Below are 17966 nucleotides of genomic sequence, written 5' to 3'. Positions count from 1 at the left end.
GTGAATGGTGACGGCGATTTCGTGATTGTTTTGCTCATGCAATTCAGACAGTTGAGTTCGCGAAGGGTTCACTTTAGTCGGATAACGTTGGTGTTCACACGGCGGCGACCCAAGCCATTGAAACCAAAATCGACGTCGCCGCCGCTCGTATGCGACACGCTGGTTATCCCGTCAGATTTTCAAGTGTGGAGTTACAAAAGACTGGACGTTCTCGATTGCGTCATGAACCCTCTTCGTATAGTCATCCTTTTCAGGCCTGTCGCTGACCTCAAACACTATGCGGTCAATCTCGTTGACTTTGTCTGGTTCAAACGGCGGTGGACGTTTTGAACGCAATTGGAGATGTTGACTTAGTGCGATTCGCAGGTCGGCGACACATTTCTGCAGTGGTTCAAGCTGCTCTTTCGCGCCCGCACCCCAGATCACTTCCGCCTCGATCAATTCCAACTTTAGGTCGAGCATTGCGTCGGATATTGCGCGCCATCGTGCATTGTATACAGCGGTACTAGAATCGAAGTGGGGGATGTTTTTCGCAGTATCATTGGGGTACTGATCTCGTACTGCTTCATCAATTTCGGCATTACTCATGAATGGGTTCCTGACAGTGCGTATACCCTCCCGCACTTTGAGCGCAGCCTTCATGAGGCGTCGAGCCAGGTCGTATTCAGTATTGCCACGAAGCTGCTTCCGCCACGCGTTCAAGCCCCGGATTGCAATGAAGACGCCAACCACAGACGCAACCGAGACCGTGAAATCACGAGTCGCTTCCGCCGTTATTGCCCAGTCAATGGTTTGCCAACAGTCAACGAATGCTTGCTGCATCTGAGCTCTTGTGTGGGGGGAATTGCTGACGGTTGGTGGGGTGAAAAGCTGGATTCTGGGTTGTTATCGCCGGTTGCTCCAACCCCAATGATCATGGGGGAAGCCAGGCCCCAGGTCAAGCTGTTGTGACATAAATTTTCATGCTAAGAACGCATGAAGATCGTCGATGCCGTGTTGAGAAATTTATCCAATATTTCTGTGATCACTTAGATTGGGCTCGAAGAGATTTGTGGTGGTAGAGGGCTTAGAGAATAAATGGAAGAAAACAGGATCACATCATTGCGTAATGTGATTACACCGTGTCATGCTCAGATCTTGCCGGGATTCAAGTATCAACGGGGCCTTCTCCTTGGGCGGGGTGTGTTGCGAGCCAGATGACCGAGGGCAAAAAGTCTGGCACTCAAAACTTTTTTGGGGCTCACTAACACCACGCTACGCCCTTAATTTGACACGACAGCAGCAAAAGCAGTTGCAGTAACCTGCGTCTGTAGCCTCTCCCCTTGAAGCGACCGTCGTTTGAGCAGCAACTTTCCGTTGCCGATGCAAGAAGTCGGTCTAAGTACACCGCATGAAGCCTAGACTGCCGCCCTAGGAGACTTCACTGTGTCGACTGACCGAACTACGCTTTTAACGCAGGGCTACAGAAACGAAAAACGTCTCGCCGTAGGGCGTCTTGTCCTCGAGGATCTCTTCCAAGAGCTCGGGCGTCTCCTTTAGGTGAGCATATTCTTCCCGAAGTTTCGCTCGCTTGAGATCGAATTCGTCAGATAGTTGCTTCAGGAACAGCATCCCGAAAATGAATTCTTTGAACTCTGACGCATCCATCTTGCCGCGCAGAATTTCGGCGGACTTAAAGAGAAACGATTCAAGATGGCTGAGAGTGATTTTGTCTTGATTCACTGCATTACCATATGTCATCGCGGGATTCATTCACGCTTCACAAGCGTTAGTTCGCTATTTCGCTATCGATGTCTCTTGCTTCAACCACTCGCCAATCGTCAGTACTTCATTTTGCTGCGTCTGCGTGGCATCGCCAACATTGTTTGAGCGTGCTCTGCCCTCTCAAGCAAGCAGTCCCCGAGAGGGAGCATTGTCGGCGTTGCTAACAGTTGTTGTCAATTAGAGGCCGGCTCCACCGCGTTCAGTACTTCAGCGACGGACTCGTGCTCGGACGCGAGGTCTAGACCTTTGCTGGATTGACGTGACTCGGTTCAGGATTGAGCGTTTCGCCTTTGGAGCGTGAAGATATTGTTTCGGTGAATTGTTAGTGTTCCAATCGGACTCGGGATGCTCTTCGGACTTCCCTTTGCTGCGTTAGAATCGCCCGGCGTTGCGAAGCTTGGGGTGAGCGTTGACCGTGGGGCGGCCCAGAGAGCATCCAGAGCTGTAGGTCGTGCAAACCGTTAGGCATTAATTGAGTTTCCGCGCCCTCGTTTCGAGCGGATAACGCCCTATAGACGGCGACTTGTCTTTTTAAGCCAAAGCGTCTAAGAATAAACGTGCCCATATGTGGGTGTTTCTACCGCTGACAAGCGGTTGGTTGTTTCTAAAAGAGGTTACGACAATGAAGTTTGATTTGGAGGCTCTTGCTGCGCCAATTGCCGCGCAGCGGGAAGAGGTGATCGAAGCGTATAAAACGCTTGAAGCGGAGTGGGCAGTTATCTCTGCCAAGTTAAAAAAGCTGGCAATCCCGTGCAAGATTTCAATATGTATCGATCAGTACAATCCTGGCGATGATGATGGCCTTTATTTGGAATGGCGACGATATAAAGGCGAGAAGCAGTTCTGCCTTACAGGCTTCCACCGAGAATTTGAACGTTACGGCGACGACCTTAACGTTCGCGATATAGAGGATATCACGCCATACTCTCAATGGTCAGCAGAACAAAAGCTCGACAACCTTCACTATGTCAAGAAACTGCTCGAATGCGCACCAAAGCAAATTGAGCGTTTTGTGAAGAGGGCAAAAGCAAATGGCTAGTCCCAGGCTCCCACAATGGGTCCTGGTACTGTGCGTTTTGCTTCCGCTGGTTGCTTTAATAGCCGCGATCATCGTTAATCCGATGGCGGCGCCGTTCGCATGCTTCCTCTGCTGCAAGACGAGCCCGTTCTTGCGATAGGACCGATCCCAGGTGTCAGGCCAAAACCTGGGCGACAACTGTCTGGTCGACCTCATCCTCTCTTGGTATGGGGCCGACCACTCGAAACTTCGTTATGTGGCCATCCCCTCTGATTTTGAATACGTCGCCGGGAAGGAACTCGAAATCCGACTCAAGATCGTAGGATAACGGGAGGTGAGGGTAACTTGCGTGGCGTTGGATGCGGGCTCGAATTTTCATGTGGTCCTTCGACTCTGATGACGGAGAAACGTTCATCGTTAAGGCGCAAAGGTCCGGTTGCAACGGAAAAAACTGAAGTTTTCAGAATAAGGTTGCTTGCAATCAGTCAGGCAGAAACAGTCGCGTTGCGACGAGAAACTAGGAGGTTCGCACCCTGCGGACTCCTGAATTGCTTTCTTCATGAGAGCCAGTTGCCTTGAGGCTACGAGGTTTAGGGCCCTTCAACGCGATTTATCAGTTTCTGCTCGGCTTTGTGTCCGCGTGTTTTTTTGCACTATGTGCACTTATCTGGAGTCGACAGAGACGATTTTAGGCGATGATTTTACAGGCGTACAAGCTATCTTCGCGTCTGTCCCCCGCAAGAGATGCCGGGGAAACAAGAAATTGGTGCTCGAACGAGCCTTCAATCGTTAGGTGTGCCACTGAGACGATCGGTCGCGATGCTGACGTGAAAGCGGGGGTACTCTCGAGTTTACCAAAAAAGATTCGGGGAGTATTTTCGGTATTTGGGGGTCAGAAACGGGGTCAGCGGCAAAACGAAAAAACCCCGTAAAACGCTAGTTTACGGGGTTTCCGGTGATGGGCAATACAGAACTCGAATCTGTGACCTCCACGATGTCAACGTGGCGCTCTAACCAACTGAGCTAATTGCCCGATTTTTTTTAAAATTCGACAGCGATCGGTCCGCTGCCATGGGATTCTGTTTCGGTTTCCCGAGTCCCGGTTCTTTAACAAACTCGGCCCTCAAAAAACGCCATCCAAAATCGTTGCGGTAGTCTGTGCCGATCATGCCGATTCGTCAAGTAGATCTTCACACTTCTTTTTTTTCACCCTCCCAGTTTTTTTTGCCCTCCTCGTGCGGATCCGGCAAATCATCAAAAAGCCACTCTGAACCGCAAAATGACTCCCACTTGGCCCCTCTGGCTCGCGCCGCGGACGCTGCAGACCGCTTTCGGGGTACTCTTCCTTGGCAAAATAGGGATTTCACACGTTTCACTGTTGACGCTCACCACCGATGATATGGATACTTTTGAGGTGAGATTTGGGCTTGACGTCGTTCTACATTGCCACCAGGGCATGTTGGACCGGCGGCGGAGACTCACCACCCAAAGAGTCCCCCGCTACCGTCGGCCTAGTTAAACGATGACCTACAGTTAGTTGCGTGGGTGTCCATCGGAAGCAAAGTGGTTTTGTTTCCTGGAACACCTTCCCTACTGCGAACGCGGCCGGTTATTTCTGGCCTGATCGCGGTTTTCCTTCCAAGTTGAGCCGGAATGCCCTCCGGCCGGAGCAGAATTTATTAGTGGCGTTGGCACGAAAAAGCACTCAGCAGGATCCTCGCGATACCATTCGTATTAACAATCAGATTCGAATCAGCCCGATTCGAGTTGTCAGCGAAGAGGGGGAGCAGCTAGGGATTATCCCGACCGAGCAGGCCCTTGAACGTGCTCGCGATGCGGGCCTGGATCTTGTCGAAGTCGCTCCGAACGAGCGACCCCCGGTTTGCCGAATCATGGATTACGGCAAATACAAATACGACAAGAACAAAAAACTTCACAACAGTCACGCACGGACAAAGACCAAAGAAATTCGTCTTCGCCCGAAAACGGGCGACGAAGACATCCGCACCAAAATCCGGCAAGCGGAAAAATTTCTCGAACACAAGGACAAAGTCCAAATCAGTGTTCTGTTCCGCGGTCGTGAAATGGCCCACATCGAAGAAGGCCGCAAGGTCATGGCGATGGTCGTCGAAATGTTGAGCGAAGTGGGCAAGGTGGAAACGCCACCACAGCAACATGGTCGTCGCATGATCTGTATGATCGCGCCGAAGTAAACTTCGCTTGATCGTACCACGGTTGTTTTCCTAGCGGTGCGGCGCAAGCCGCCCGACTAAAGAATGGGCGACGCACCGATCGCGACTGCTTGATGCCCGCGTCACGTTACCCGTGGTCCCTCGCTCACGCGTCGAGTTGCGATGGTGATTGCTTAGCGGCCTTGGGAATCACGGCCGCGTAGCGAAGAGGTTTTTTAAAGCCGGCCGCTCTCTGACGCTTCGTCGCTTACGAGAATATTGATGATGGCTTCCGCGAGATGCGATTGGAAGCCAGAAAGGTGAAAGAGTCGGCGTGCCAAAAATCTCTGTGGATCAAATCTGCCAGCGACTCGCCGAGATCGCGCCGCTGCGTCTTGCCGAGTCTTGGGACAATGTTGGATTGCTGGTCGGCGATCGCAACCTCGGCGTCTCGCGAGTGATGACGTGTTTGACGATCACTCCCGCAGTCGTGCAGGAAGCGGTCGACGAAGACGTCGATCTGCTGGTCGCACATCACCCGCTTCCCTTCAAGCCACTATCTCGTCTGACCTCGGACACGATTGCCGGTTCGATGCTGCTGCGTTTGGTCGAAGCGCGAGTCGCCGTCTATAGCGCCCACACCGCGTTTGATTCTGCCGCCAGCGGCATCAATCAGTTGTGGGCCGATCGATTGGGAGTCGCAGAGACGCAGGCGTTGATTCCTTTCGAAGCGGCCGCTGAAAAAATCGCCGACTTGGGCAGCGGTCGGTTTGGGAATCTGGGGCAGGCGGTTGCACTAGACGAGCTTGCTCTTGCGGCGGCCAAAGTGGTCGATGCGACGCATGTCCGCCGCGTGGGCGCGGCGGACCAACCCGTTCGCCGAGTCGCGTTTGCTTGCGGAAGTGGCGGCAGTTTCCTGGCGGCGGCAAAACGCAAAGGCTGTGACGCTCTGGTCACAGGCGAGGCCACCTTTCACACCTGCTTGGAAGCCGAGTCGCTGCAAGTCGGTTTGGTGTTGCTGGGGCACTACTGGAGTGAGCGGTTCGCGATGGAGTGGTTGGCTCAGCAACTGTCAGAGAGTCTTGCGGAGCTGACAATTTGGCCGAGTCGGCTCGAGTCGGACCCGATCCAAATCGTGGCCGGCTGAGTCGAGGCCCGAATTCATCGCTTGTTTTTCTAGCGTTTTTTCTAGCTGCCCGGTAAATCTCGAACGTTTTACTCACTGCAGTCGGGCGGGCTCCGTGCCGCACCGCTACCAAAGTCGATGGCATTGGGCTCGCGGCTCGCCGTTACCAAGGAGCTGGCATGGATCTTCCGCCCGTCACGCAACTCCTTGACGATAATTTCTGGCCCGTTAGTGAGATTGGAAACATTGACCGCCATCTAAATACGCCTAGAATGCCCTGGATCGGGAACAGGAATTGCTCGACTGGGCGATGAGCGAGTTAGCACGCAGAACGCGGTTTTTCTCCGTCTTCGGTTGGATTGTTGGCAGGATCGAGTTTGGCGGGGCAGCGTCGTGATCGCTCATTTCAAAGAGAATTCAAAGAAAGAAGCATAAAATAATGACAAAACGCGAACGATGGTTAGTCGCCATTCCTGTCTATAACGAAGTCGATACGGTCAACGACATCCTGGATCAGGTCGCCCATTACGCCTCGGATGTGTTGGTGGTCGATGACGGATCGAGTGACGGAACGGCCGAGGTGCTGGAGGGCCGAGCGGACGTGAACGTGGTCCGTCATGCCGAGAACCAAGGCTATGGCGCGGCGCTTCGCAGTGCGTTTACTTACACGATCGATCACGGCTTTGACGGCGTGGTCACGCTCGATTGCGACGGCCAGCATCAACCCAAGCGGATTCCGCGGTTCATCGAAGCGGCGGCCGCTGCGGACATTGTTTCGGGCAGTCGCTATTTGAAGCAGTACGAAGGGGACGACGCCCCGCCGCCCGAGCGGATGTTTATTAACCGGCGGATCACCAGCGAACTGAATCAACGTCTCGGCTTCAATTTGACCGACGCGTTTTGCGGATTTAAGGCGTATCGGACTTCGGCCATTCGCCAGCTACGGATCACCGACAACGGGTACGCGATGCCGTTGCAGTTGTGGGTCGAGGCGGCAGCGGCGGGGTTGCAAGTGATCGAAATTCCGGTTCCCTTGATCTACTTGGATCTGAGTCGCTCGTTTGGCGGTTCGCTAGATCATGCTGAAACGCGTTTGAACTATTACAACCAAGTGCTCGACGACGCGATTCGTGTCGTTCAGGCCGAAGGGAAAACGATTGGTAAAGCGAAATCGGTTTGCGGACATAGTGCTGGCTAGGTGACGGATTGAAAACGTTTCAGGAATTTCGGCACTATCGTGCTCCCAAATCGCATGGCGAATCGTTTACCGATCCGAACATCGGAGACGTCGGGGATCAGCTGCGCGGCAATCTCGAGTTGCTCTCACAGCATGACCCGTGGTGGCAGAAACTTCGCCGTGACGCTCGCCAGCAAATGATCAGCGATGCGATCCGTTACACGTCGACGTACCGCGATGTGGACGTGATGGCGAGTCGTCGTGAGCGTCCGATTTTGATGGCGGGACACCAACCGTCGCTGTTTCACCCCGGTGTGTGGTTCAAGAACTTTACGCTCAGTCATCTGGCGGAACAGCAACAAGCACTTGCGATCAATCTGGTCATCGATAATGACGCCGCCTCGGGCAGTTCGATTCGAGTGCCGACGATCGATCGAGACACGGGGGGCTACGTCTACAGCACGGTTCGCTACGACCGATTTGGTGGCGGCGTGCCGTATGAGCAGACGGTGATTAGTGACCGCGAGCGTTTCGATCATTTTGACGAAGACGTGCGAAAGACGGTGATGCCGATTGTTGCTGATCCGTTGATCAATCGCTTGTGGGTGCATGCTCGCAACGCGGTCGAGCGATGCGGGATCGCCGGCTGTGCGCTCGCTCAAGCACGTCATGCGCTGGAAGGTGAGATTGGGTTAGATACACTCGAGTTGCCCCTTGGGGTGCTCTGTCGAAGCCGGATGTTCGCCGAGTTTCTGTTGTTGATCCTGAGTGATCTTTCGCGTTTCCAGGACGCATATAACACCGAGGCCGATTTTTATCGCAAGGCTCATGGCATCCGCAGCAACTCGCATCCGGTTCCCAATTTGGATAGCGACGACGGCTGGTTAGAGGCTCCGATTTGGATCTACAGTGACGCGCTGCCTCAGCGACGAGCCGGATGGGTCAAGGTTACCGAAAAGTCGATGGTCATCAGTGACCGCAACGGACAAGAATGCCGGATAGCGTTGGGGGCACCCGACATGGCGGAAACGCTGGCCAGTTCGATTGGTCCGCATTTCAAAATTCGGCCGCGTGCGTTATTGACGACCATGTACGCACGGCTGGTGCTCAGCGATTTGTTTCTGCACGGGATCGGTGGCGGTAAGTATGACCAGCTGGGGGACCGGATTGCCGAGCGTTTCTTTGGGATCACGCCACCGGAGTTCATGGTGGTGTCGGCGACGGTTCAGTTGCCGGGGCCCTCGCCAAGCGAAACCGATTCCGAGATCACCAGGATAAAGCGAGCGATTCGCGACACACGCTTTCAGCCAGAGAAGGTGGCGGAGCCGGGTGAGTTGGATGCGTCGTTGGTTGCGCGAAAGCGGGAGATGTTGGACCACGTGCCGGGGCTGAACGAAAAGCCGGACTGGCATCAACAGCTCGACTCGATCAACGAACAATTGTCGGCGTCGCTTCGCGAGAAGCGTTCGCAGTTAGAGGCCGAACTGGCCGCGTTGATGCGAGAGCGAGCTTCGCTGGCGGTGCTGAAAAGTCGCGAGCATCCGTTTTGCATCTTTCCGATGCAGGATTTGATCGAGACGTTTGGGCAGCTAATTCGTCGCAGCGAGGCGGGCAAGGGAGCGGTCGCGAAGAGGACGCGTTCTTCTTAGGAGAGCCAAGTCCACAGACTGCCAACTTTTAGCCAATGAGGTGAGGCATTTTTGTAGCTACCTTCGCCAGAAGGTGGTGAATCGTACTGGACGCCAACATCCACGCTCTGGTGAGCGTAGCTACGAAGCGAAATCGTTGTTGCTTCGTTTAATCAGGGCGATCGCGGTGGCGGCTAAAGGGATTCCCCCCGCTAATTGCTGACTCGCATTTCAGCGACTGCCGACCAGGATTTGTCCAACGACAAGCCAAACGGCGGTAAAGGTGATGCCTAAAGCGGCATGAAGGGTATCGACATTCATCGGTTGCGAGCCTTTTCTCTAGAAGGTGAACGGACATGACATGGCCCGTTCCCTGGCCCGCACTCGTTCGGCAACTGATCTTCAGTCGCTAATCGAATGCTTGTGTAGCAGCGCTTTTCCCGGCGCTATGGTTGTTATCGGCTTTGCGTTACACCAAAATTGCAAAAAAAGGTTCCGGGCGGACAGAGTGCCCAGGCCTCATAAGTTCGCAGCCATCACAATAATTCACAGTCGACACGTTTCGGCGATTGCAAAGGGTTTGTTTCAAGCGATGACGATTAATTACTGGTTGATGAAGTCCGAACCGACGACCTTTTCGATCGACGACTTGGCGGCCCAGCCCGATCAAACGACGTGTTGGGAAGGGGTTCGCAACTATCAAGCAAGAAATATGTTGCGAGACGATATCCAGGTCGGCGACCGAGTGTTGTTCTATCACTCGGCGTGCAAGGTGCCTGCGGTGGTGGGGACGGCCGTGGTCAGTAAGAGTGGTTATCCGGATCCGTTTCAGTTTGATCGCAAGAGTAATTACTTTGATGAAAAATCCGATCCCGAAAATCCTCGCTGGTATTTGGTCGACATCAAGCTAGAGAGAAAATTCGATCGTCCAGTCACATTGGCAGAATTGCGAGAGCGAGCAGGACTGAAGGGGATGGTGCTGCTACAAAAGGGCAGCCGGCTGAGTGTCCAGCCGGTGAAAAAAAAAGAGTTCGAGACGATCGAGAAACTGGCGAGTAAACCGGCGTAACAAACTAGACGGCACATCAAAACGGGGCCGACCCGGTGAGTCTGATTTTGCTGGTTTTAGGGGACTTGCACGCTCGCGGTTTGGATCCGATACTTTTGCGAATCCCAAGTCCGGTGGCGAGCGATGTTTTGCAATTAAAAACAGTGTTTTCGTTAAGGGGACTTGGCGAAATGTGCGATATTGAGCACATTAGTAGTGAGCAGCCGAAGTGGCGGAATTGGCAGACGCGCTGGATTCAAAATCCAGTTGGAGCAATCCAGTGAGGGTTCGAGTCCCTCCTTCGGTACTGAAAATAAGACAAAGGACATCGAGCTTTAAGCTTGATGTCCTTTTTTTGTTGGGTCAGGCTCGCACCCCTTTCTGATCCCACCTCCTCCTCTTTTGGGGATCGCTTTGGTCTCGTCACGCTTTGGCCTCGTCACGGCGATTCGCTCGCAAACTTACTGGCGTGCGAAACACTAGCTCTGAAGCGGTCAACTTGTTTTCCCACCGCAAGAAATCGCATTCACCAGGGGCAAGACGCGATGGTGTCGGGTTTGCATTTGGGCCTCTGGTATCGGAGGGCGTGATATATTCGGGGGCGAGTCTCGGTCCTAGAATTGACTCGTGCCGATGTTCACCCATCGATTGAGGCCCGGGACCTTCTTCCGCCCCCACCAAGAACAAGAAAGATTGATTTATCCACCACGAGACGATCGGTCATGTCACGTCGAAAAAATAAAGCGAAAAAAAGCAAATCGAAGATGCGTCGCAAGCAGCGACCTGCGGGGCGTGCGGATGGAATTGGCAACGCGATTCCACCGCTTGGTCGTGATGAATTACTCGAGGCGGGCGTTCCGCCTGAATTGATCGAGCTGGTGATGATCGCGCAGCAAGCTGCGCTGGAAGGTGACACAACGCTCATGGAAGAAACCATGGGACTGTTGGATGCGATTGCCGGCAAACCTTTTGACGAGGCGAGATCTCCCGAAGATGCGTTCCCGCTTTCATCCCCCGAGGCGGCTGAAGTGTTGTATGCGTCGGAATGCGAAGATGGCACAGAGTCAGGGTACGAGGCGGCAGCAAAGCAAGCTCTAAAGATCGATCCCAAGTCGGTCGAGGCGCATGTCATGCTGGGGGACTTTGCCGACACCGAAGAGGATCGCGTCCAGTGGTATCGCCGGGCATGCGAGGCGGCGAAATCGAAGCCGCCACAGCAGGTGCGAACCGCGATGCCGATCATGCGAGCTCGAATGGGGAGCCGGTTGCTCGATGATTCTCGATTGTCCGATGCTGCCGACGTCCTGTTTCCAGGTTTGGACGAAGATCCGTCGGATCCGATTGGCTTGCGATTCTTGCTGCTTGATTTGTGTTTCCGGCTGCGTTGGTACGAAGAACTCGGTACGCTTTTGGATCGTTTTTCGAAAGATAATTTGGCACCCCTGCTGTTTGCGCGGCCCATCTATCTTTTTCAATCCGAAGGGGACTCGTCCAAAGCGCGCGAATTGCTCAAAGCGGCACATCAAGCGAAGCCAGAGGTGGCTCGCTATCTAGCGGGACTCGAGCTGCCGCCTGCGTTAAGGACCGAGTATCCTGTGGTCGCGGATGAGGAGGAAGAGGCGGCCATGACGGCGGGGTATTTGCTGCCGGGGGTTCGCACCGTCGAAGGCACCGCACGCTGGATTCGTGAGACTCTCGATTTGAAGTTTTCACATCCGGGTTCCTCCTCGAGTGAGGCTGACGGTGATCAAGGCGGAGTAGGAGATCTGGACCAAGCCTTGGAACTGCCTCAAGGCCAAATGACGTGGCAGTATCATCTGCATCGATGCCAAGATGGCGCCTATCTCGGGGTGCTGCTCGAAGATTTGTCGCCCATCTCGACGGTTCGGTTTGCCAATCGCCCCAAAGCAAAAGAGCTTCGTGATTTTCTGTTGGATTCGGTCTGCGATCCGATGGTGGGGCCTCCAAGGAAACCGGCGGTACTGCAGGTTCCGACAAAAGCCGACCTGAAAGCACTCGCCAAAACGGTGGGAACTTACGGAGTGGCCTGCGAACATCGAGCACTTGAAGCGGATGCGAAAGCGATGCTCGCGGAGAGCCTAGACGCTCTGGCGAGACATCTTGAACGTCTCGCTAGCGACAGGAGTGATGAAACGGATGAGATCGATGTTGCAGACTTGCCGCAGAGTGACCAGCAGTGGTGGGTAGGTGTTTTTCAGCCGCCGATGTGGATCCTCGATCGCGCGACTCCCTATCGTGCGTACATGCAATTGGTGTTGGATGCAAGCAGCGGATGTATTGTTGGCACCGAAGGTACTGCCGATATGCCATCGCCCGAGCAGCAATGGCAGGTGCTCGTCGAGACGATGGCGGAACCGATGGTGGGTCAGCCTCGTCGCCCCGAAAGCATTGTTCTTGATCCGCGAATGTCGGCCGAACCCCTTACCCGTTACAGCGGTTCATTCAACGTTTTTACCGGTGATCAACAAGTCGCAGACAGCTTTGACAAACTCATTGCGGGATTGCTGCTGAACGCGGGCCAAGGTGAGACGCCGTTGGCAGAGACGGAAGGGGTGACAGAGAAGCTGATGGAGCGTTATTACGATGCTGCCGCACGCTTCTACAAATCAGCGCCGTGGAAAATGGTCGGCGGAGATAATTTGATCCGGCTGGAGTACCGGGAAAGCGGCGAATCGAGTTGGGGGATCACGGTGATGGGACAACTTGGCCAGGTGCTCGGCCTGTCGTTGATCGAGAATGTCAAGCACGCCAGGAAGTTCATCCAGCAAGAATGTCCGATGGAAGAGCTGGTTGCGATCTCAATTCAATTCGGTGAAGCGTTTGATATGGTGCCTATTGATTTTTGGCACTTGGAACAAAATCACTGGTCCGTCGCAGACGCCGAGGCCTATCCTTTGGTCTTTAAAATAGATCATGGCAAACACTCAAGCGGTTTGAGTAACGAAGAGTTGCGAATGGTCGAATCGGTGATGAGTGTCCTTCCTCGTTTTCTGGATCAACCGCGTGATCAGACAATGGACGCGAAGGATTCACTTGGGCGTGAGTTTCGCTTGAGTTGGGAACTCTAAACCGAACACAACCTACTGTCGGGAGATTGGTGATGCGACTGCGACCTATTGCTGTGCTGGCCTTGTTGTTTGTACTTGGGGTGCAGAGTGGAGAAGCTCAGTCACCACGTTCTTCATCCTCACGCTCTTCTGATCAGGCTGCGGCGATGTTTCAGCGGATGGATCGGGATCGCAATGGCGTGATCGACAAAGCCGAGGCGCCGGCGAAGCTAAAGGCGATGTTCAGCGATTGGGATCATGATTCCGACGGCAAGATTAGCAAGGCAGAGTTTGAGTCGAATTTTGCAAAGTCACGAGGTCAAGGGAAGGCGTCGCGAACGGGGGAATATGTTGCGCCGGCGGCGAGAGGGGAGCGACAAGTGGAAGTGTTGAAGCGAGGCGACCGTGCTCCTGACTTCACGCTACCGCGTATCGGAGGCGAAGGCACGGTGACGTTATCGGATTTGTACCGCGACAAACCGGTGGTGTTGGTGTTTGGCAGCATCAGTTGTTCGCCGTTTCGCCAGCGAGTTCAGCAGGTCGAACAGTTGTACGAAGAGCACAAGGACAACGCGAATTTTCTGATGGTTTACATTCGCGAGGCGCACCCCGATTCCAAGATCCAGGTCAAGACGGCCGAGGGCGACGAAGTGTTACAAACGTTTATTCAGACAGATAACTTGGCACTGCGGCAAAAGCATGCCGCGACCTGCGAGCGAACGTTGTCGTTATCGTTCCCGATGGTGATGGACGGCGTGGACAACCGCGTCAATACCGCCTATGCCGGTTGGCCAATCCGCCTGGTCGTAATCGGCCGCGACGGCCGAGTCCTCGACCCCGGCGCCCCCGGCCCCCAAGGCTTCACCCCCAACAAAGTCGCCACCTGGCTAAAAACGCTGGATTAGTGATTGCCAACATCGTTGTCGCTCGCTTGCTTTTTAGGGAGGCAGCATTCGTTACAGATACCAAAATGCATTTGGATATTCTCGTTTAAGTTTCTTCATCGCCGCCGCCCGGCGAATCATCGCGACTCGACCAGCGATAACTCCTCATTAGCCCACCCTTTGCTTGTTGAGCCCATGTGACTGAATTGCATTTGTCTCGTTGCTCGATAATCTTGCCATTTTGGAACCGAAAGTTCGAAGCGTTGTGAAACCGACATCAGATTAAATTTTGAACGTCGATTCGATTTTTAGCGGTTCATTGTTGGGGGGCTTGGACCATGCCGTTGCCGATGTCTTCGAACGAGGCGCCGGGGACGAATGTCGCCGAGGCTAAGGTTCGCGCGGCGAGATTCTCGCTGGTTAAGAAACCGAGGTTCTGCTTTTGCTGTTGCGCCCATAACGCGGCACATCCGGCGACGTGGGGAGTGGCCATGCTGGTTCCGCTGATTGTCCGCAGTGCGTCGTTGCTGCCGATCCAAGATGAGGTCACGCTGACGCCTGGGCCACACAAGTTGCACTGGGTGTTGGAGAACGATGCGATGCTCAAGTTGCCGGCAGCGGAGCGTTGCAATGCGCCAACGGAAACCATCCCGTCGCCTGCGGCAGGCGGTGCTACGGCGATCTCGTAGCTCGGACGGTTGCTCTCATTTCCCGAAGCCGCAACAATAATCGCGGCTTGGGCGAACGAGCTTGAGTGAGCGAGCAGGAATGTCAAACTGGAGAAAAGATTAACGTTCGCACGATACTGTTCTAACGCAATCGATGTTGCGGCCTCCGCCGGAAGCCCTTGACTGATCATGCTTGCGACATAGCCCGGGAAATCGATTCCCAATGACATTGAAATGACATTGGCTCCCTTTTCATAGGCCCAGTTGATTGCGGTGGCTAGCGAAGCCGACGAGCCTCCGCCGGGGCCCAGCACTTTCCCGATGACCGCGTTGGTCACGCCGCGTGCTACTCCAATCCGTAAACCGTTGACGTCCCTGCCAAAAATGGTTCCTGCACAGTGGGTGCCGTGGCCGTGATCGTCGTCATCAATGCCGTGCGTAAAATTTCGGCGTTCTAATTGGACCCCTTGGAAAGCAACGTGATTCGGGTTGATCCCAGTATCCAACACCGCGACGACTACTCCCTCTCCGGTGAACGGGCTGGTGTGTGCACCGACGGCCTCGATGCCCCAAGTGTTACCCACCGCAGTGGGCGTGGGTTCGGGAGCTCCAAACGGTTCGATCAGTTTCAAAGGCATCGGGTCCGCAACCGCGATCACTTCGGGATCACGTTGCAGATCTGCGACTTCCGAAGTCGTCATCGAGGCTTGTTCAAGAACGGGCTCTGCAAGGGATGGCAGTCTTTCCATTTCGAACGGGCTTGCGCCAAGCGGACCAGCGTTCCGAACACGTCGGAAGGAAGCTTTACGACGTAGCACAATGCGTTCGGTTGAGTGAGAATTCATGATTCGAGCCCTAATGAAACAAGAGGGGGGACGGAGGCCAAGCTACCGATACGTCTCGTCCGTTACTGCTTGCGTGGCGATCATCACGCAAGCTAACGGTGCAGCCTAGATGTCTGCTGGCGGCTGGGATACGGAAAGGGGTGGGGTGGGGATACGGAAGCAAATCTTTCCGGTGGGCTTCCCTCGACAACGGCGTTGGGAGTGCTACGCCGCTGGGCCTGCAAGGACACTGGGCCTGCTGCGGCGCGTCGGTTGTTACCGAGGGGGATGATTGGATAGACTTCGGGCAGTCTCGGTCACGAACGCTGCGATGGAATTGGCTCGACCATTGACGATTTGCCTTGCGGCAACTTCGCTTCGTTATCATGAGTTGAGTGGGACGGGCCGCTGTGTGTGCCCAGCATGTCTTGTCTCTTTTTTTGCCGCCTTACACTTATTCCGACGATGGACCAAGAACAAACTCCGCCTGTCACGATGACGACGCCGGTCCGGTTTTTGCCGGGGGTGGGTTCGTTTCGTGCTGAAAAATACGCAAAGCTGGGGCTGCGGACGGCGCAAGATGTGTTGTTCTTCTTTCCTCGCGACTATGAGCGGCCTGCGCCTCCCAAGGCGGTCGACAAACTTCGTGAAGGCGAACAGGCTTCGCTGATCGGGACAATCACGGACGCGGAATTGGCATCCCGGTCGCCGGGCAAGTCGGTGTTCGGAGCGATCGTTGAAAACGAAACAGGTGCCGTTCGCATCCTGTTCTTTAACCAGCCCTATCGAGCGGACCAAATCAAGTTTGGCCAGCGTGTTGTGATCTCGGGTGCTCCGAAACTGAGTGGCCTGCGGATGGAGTTTGTGCATCCGCAACTCACGATGCTGGATGACCAAGACAATTATCCCGAGCCTAAAATTTTGGCGATCTATGCATTGACCGAAGGTGTCAAGCAGAACGATCTTCGCCACTTGGTCGGCAACGTGTTGGAGCTTCTTGGCAGCGAAATTCATGAAGTGATGCCAGAGCGTTTGCGAGGCGATTCCGCCGATGCGCTGCGAGCGGCCGGGATCGAAATCGAGGGGCCTCTTTACGATATTCAAACCGCGGTTCAGCAATTGCACCAACCGGACAATGAAGCTTCACTGCAGGCAGCTCGGATTCGTTTGGTGTTTCAAGAATTGTTCGTGATGCAATTAGCACTGGCGATGCGGCGACGTAAATTGACCAGTGATCTGCAATCACCACCGCTGTCGCCGACGTCGGTGATCGATTCGCGAATTTTGAATCGGTTCCCCTTTGAGTTGACCAACGATCAACGCCAAGCGATCAAAGAAGTCAGCCAGGATATGGCGTGTCAGTTCCCGATGAACCGCATGCTACAAGGCGACGTGGGCAGTGGCAAAACCGTGGTCGCGGTCTACGCGATGATGCTGGCGGTCGCCAATGGGCATCAATCCGTAATGATGGCTCCGACGGAAGTGCTTGCACGACAACATTTTGAGACGCTACGCAAAATCCTTGCCGACAGTCGCGTTCGTATTGGATTGTTGTGTGGGTCGATCAGCCGTGCTGAGCGAGCCGCGACGATCCAAGCAGCGGCGGCGGGCGAAATTGACATTTTGGTAGGCACCCAAGCACTGCTGTATGGTGACATTCAATTTCACAAGTTAGGACTGTGCGTGATCGATGAACAGCACAAGTTCGGCGTCGGTCAGCGTGTCACACTGCGAAGCGGCGGAGTGGATCCCCATTACTTGGTGATGTCAGCGACTCCGATTCCTCGTTCGATGGCGATGACGCTGTTTGGCGATGTCGAGCTGAGTACACTGCGGGAAAAACCGCCTGGTCGGGCCACCGTCAATACGTATCTCGCCCATGATGGATGGAAAGATCGATGGTGGTCGTTTGTTCGAGAGCGTCTGAACGAAGGGCGGCAAGCATTTGTTGTTGCGCCACGTGTGGTCCCGACAACGAAGTCCGAGGGAGAGGATTCGGATGACGAGGAGGGTGAAGACATTTCGTCGGTGCAAACGGTCTTTGCAGATCTAAGTAAGGGGGTGTTGTCCGAGTTTCGGATCGGACTGTTGCACGGCCGCATGTCGGCGGATGAAAAGATGGCGACGATGCAGGAGTTTGCTTCGGGCGAGATCGATGTGTTGGTCAGCACGACGGTGATCGAAGTGGGGATCGATGTGCCCAACGCGACCGTGATGACGATCCTTGGAGCGGAGCGGTTTGGGCTGGCTCAATTACACCAACTGCGTGGCCGTGTTTCGCGGGGTTCGCATGTGGGGCACGTTTGTGTTTTCTCGGACGGAGATCAACCGCCCAGTGAGAACGAGCGGCTGAGCTTGTTTGAGAAGACCAATGATGGTTTTGAGCTTGCCGAAGCTGACTTTGAATTGCGTGGCCCCGGCGATCTACTGGGGCGGAAACAGAGCGGAATGGCGCCGCTGCGAATCGCTGACCCGCGTCGCGATATCGAAATCCTAAGGATCGCAAGGGCGATGGCTCAGACGATGATTGAAGAGGATCCGGAATTGGACGCTGCGGAATTCCAGGATCTGAAATCGCAGGTGATGCGGC

12 protein-coding genes and 2 tRNA genes are annotated in these 17966 nt (G+C 54.5%); 10 read left to right on the top strand and 4 right to left on the bottom strand.

The genetic code is table 11. From position 1 onward, the window contains the following. Nucleotides 1–171: 171 nt before the first annotated feature. On the bottom strand, nucleotides 172–822 hold the full coding sequence (locus ABX962_RS01540; RefSeq protein WP_372715964.1) for a hypothetical protein: 651 nt from the start codon (nucleotides 820–822) through the stop codon (nucleotides 172–174). A 627-nt stretch (nucleotides 823–1449) separates the two neighbouring features. Next, entirely contained in the window at nucleotides 1450–1722 is a 273-nt protein-coding gene (locus ABX962_RS01535; protein WP_372715962.1) for a type I restriction-modification system subunit M N-terminal domain-containing protein, read from the bottom strand. Between the two features lie 664 nt (nucleotides 1723–2386). On the opposite strand from ABX962_RS01535, the gene ABX962_RS01530 reads away from it, so the two are divergent. Then, nucleotides 2387–2803 carry a hypothetical protein gene (locus ABX962_RS01530; RefSeq protein ID WP_372715960.1) on the top strand — a complete coding sequence of 139 codons (417 nt, stop codon included), beginning with the start codon at nucleotides 2387–2389 and terminating at the stop codon, nucleotides 2801–2803. Between the two features lie 938 nt (nucleotides 2804–3741). Here the strand turns inward: ABX962_RS01530 and ABX962_RS01525 are convergent. Beyond that, nucleotides 3742–3815: transfer RNA gene (locus tag ABX962_RS01525), tRNA-Val, on the bottom strand. Between the two features lie 649 nt (nucleotides 3816–4464). Here ABX962_RS01525 and infC point away from each other — a divergent pair. From infC to ABX962_RS01485, 8 genes are all read left to right on the top strand, one after another. Further along, the gene (infC, locus tag ABX962_RS01520) at nucleotides 4465–4995 is read left to right on the top strand and encodes a translation initiation factor IF-3 (RefSeq protein ID WP_339944790.1); all 531 of its coding nucleotides are present in this window, start codon (nucleotides 4465–4467) and stop codon (nucleotides 4993–4995) included. Nucleotides 4996–5287: 292 nt separating this feature from the next. Beyond that, nucleotides 5288–6100 carry a Nif3-like dinuclear metal center hexameric protein gene (locus ABX962_RS01515; RefSeq protein ID WP_372715958.1) on the top strand — a complete coding sequence of 271 codons (813 nt, stop codon included), beginning with the start codon at nucleotides 5288–5290 and terminating at the stop codon, nucleotides 6098–6100. Between the two features lie 418 nt (nucleotides 6101–6518). Then, entirely contained in the window at nucleotides 6519–7277 is a 759-nt protein-coding gene (locus ABX962_RS01510) for a glycosyltransferase family 2 protein (RefSeq protein WP_372715956.1), read from the top strand. Nucleotides 7278–7285: 8 nt separating this feature from the next. Beyond that, nucleotides 7286–8905 carry a hypothetical protein gene (locus ABX962_RS01505; protein WP_372715954.1) on the top strand — a complete coding sequence of 540 codons (1620 nt, stop codon included), beginning with the start codon at nucleotides 7286–7288 and terminating at the stop codon, nucleotides 8903–8905. A gap of 571 nt (nucleotides 8906–9476) precedes the next feature. Beyond that, entirely contained in the window at nucleotides 9477–9953 is a 477-nt protein-coding gene (locus ABX962_RS01500) for an EVE domain-containing protein (RefSeq protein WP_372715953.1), read from the top strand. Nucleotides 9954–10155: 202 nt separating this feature from the next. Then, nucleotides 10156–10239: transfer RNA gene (locus tag ABX962_RS01495), tRNA-Leu, on the top strand. 415 nt (nucleotides 10240–10654) lie between these two features. Next, on the top strand, nucleotides 10655–13021 hold the full coding sequence (locus tag ABX962_RS01490) for a tetratricopeptide repeat protein (protein ID WP_372715951.1): 2367 nt from the start codon (nucleotides 10655–10657) through the stop codon (nucleotides 13019–13021). Between the two features lie 32 nt (nucleotides 13022–13053). Further along, nucleotides 13054–13905, top strand: coding sequence for a deiodinase-like protein (locus ABX962_RS01485; RefSeq protein ID WP_372715949.1), 852 nt, complete (start codon nucleotides 13054–13056; stop codon nucleotides 13903–13905). 295 nt (nucleotides 13906–14200) lie between these two features. Here the strand turns inward: ABX962_RS01485 and ABX962_RS01480 are convergent, their stop codons facing one another. Further along, nucleotides 14201–15253 carry a S8 family serine peptidase gene (locus ABX962_RS01480; protein ID WP_372715947.1) on the bottom strand — a complete coding sequence of 351 codons (1053 nt, stop codon included), beginning with the start codon at nucleotides 15251–15253 and terminating at the stop codon, nucleotides 14201–14203. Between the two features lie 588 nt (nucleotides 15254–15841). Here ABX962_RS01480 and recG point away from each other — a divergent pair. Continuing rightward, nucleotides 15842–17966 (top strand): ATP-dependent DNA helicase RecG (gene recG / locus ABX962_RS01475; RefSeq protein ID WP_372715945.1); only part of this gene is annotated, 2125 nt, incomplete at its 3' end.

The sequence above is a fragment of the Novipirellula sp. genome, from assembly GCF_041583735.1.
Taxonomy (GTDB): domain Bacteria; phylum Planctomycetota; class Planctomycetia; order Pirellulales; family Pirellulaceae; genus Novipirellula.
This window is presented reverse-complemented; position numbering and strand designations above follow the sequence as displayed.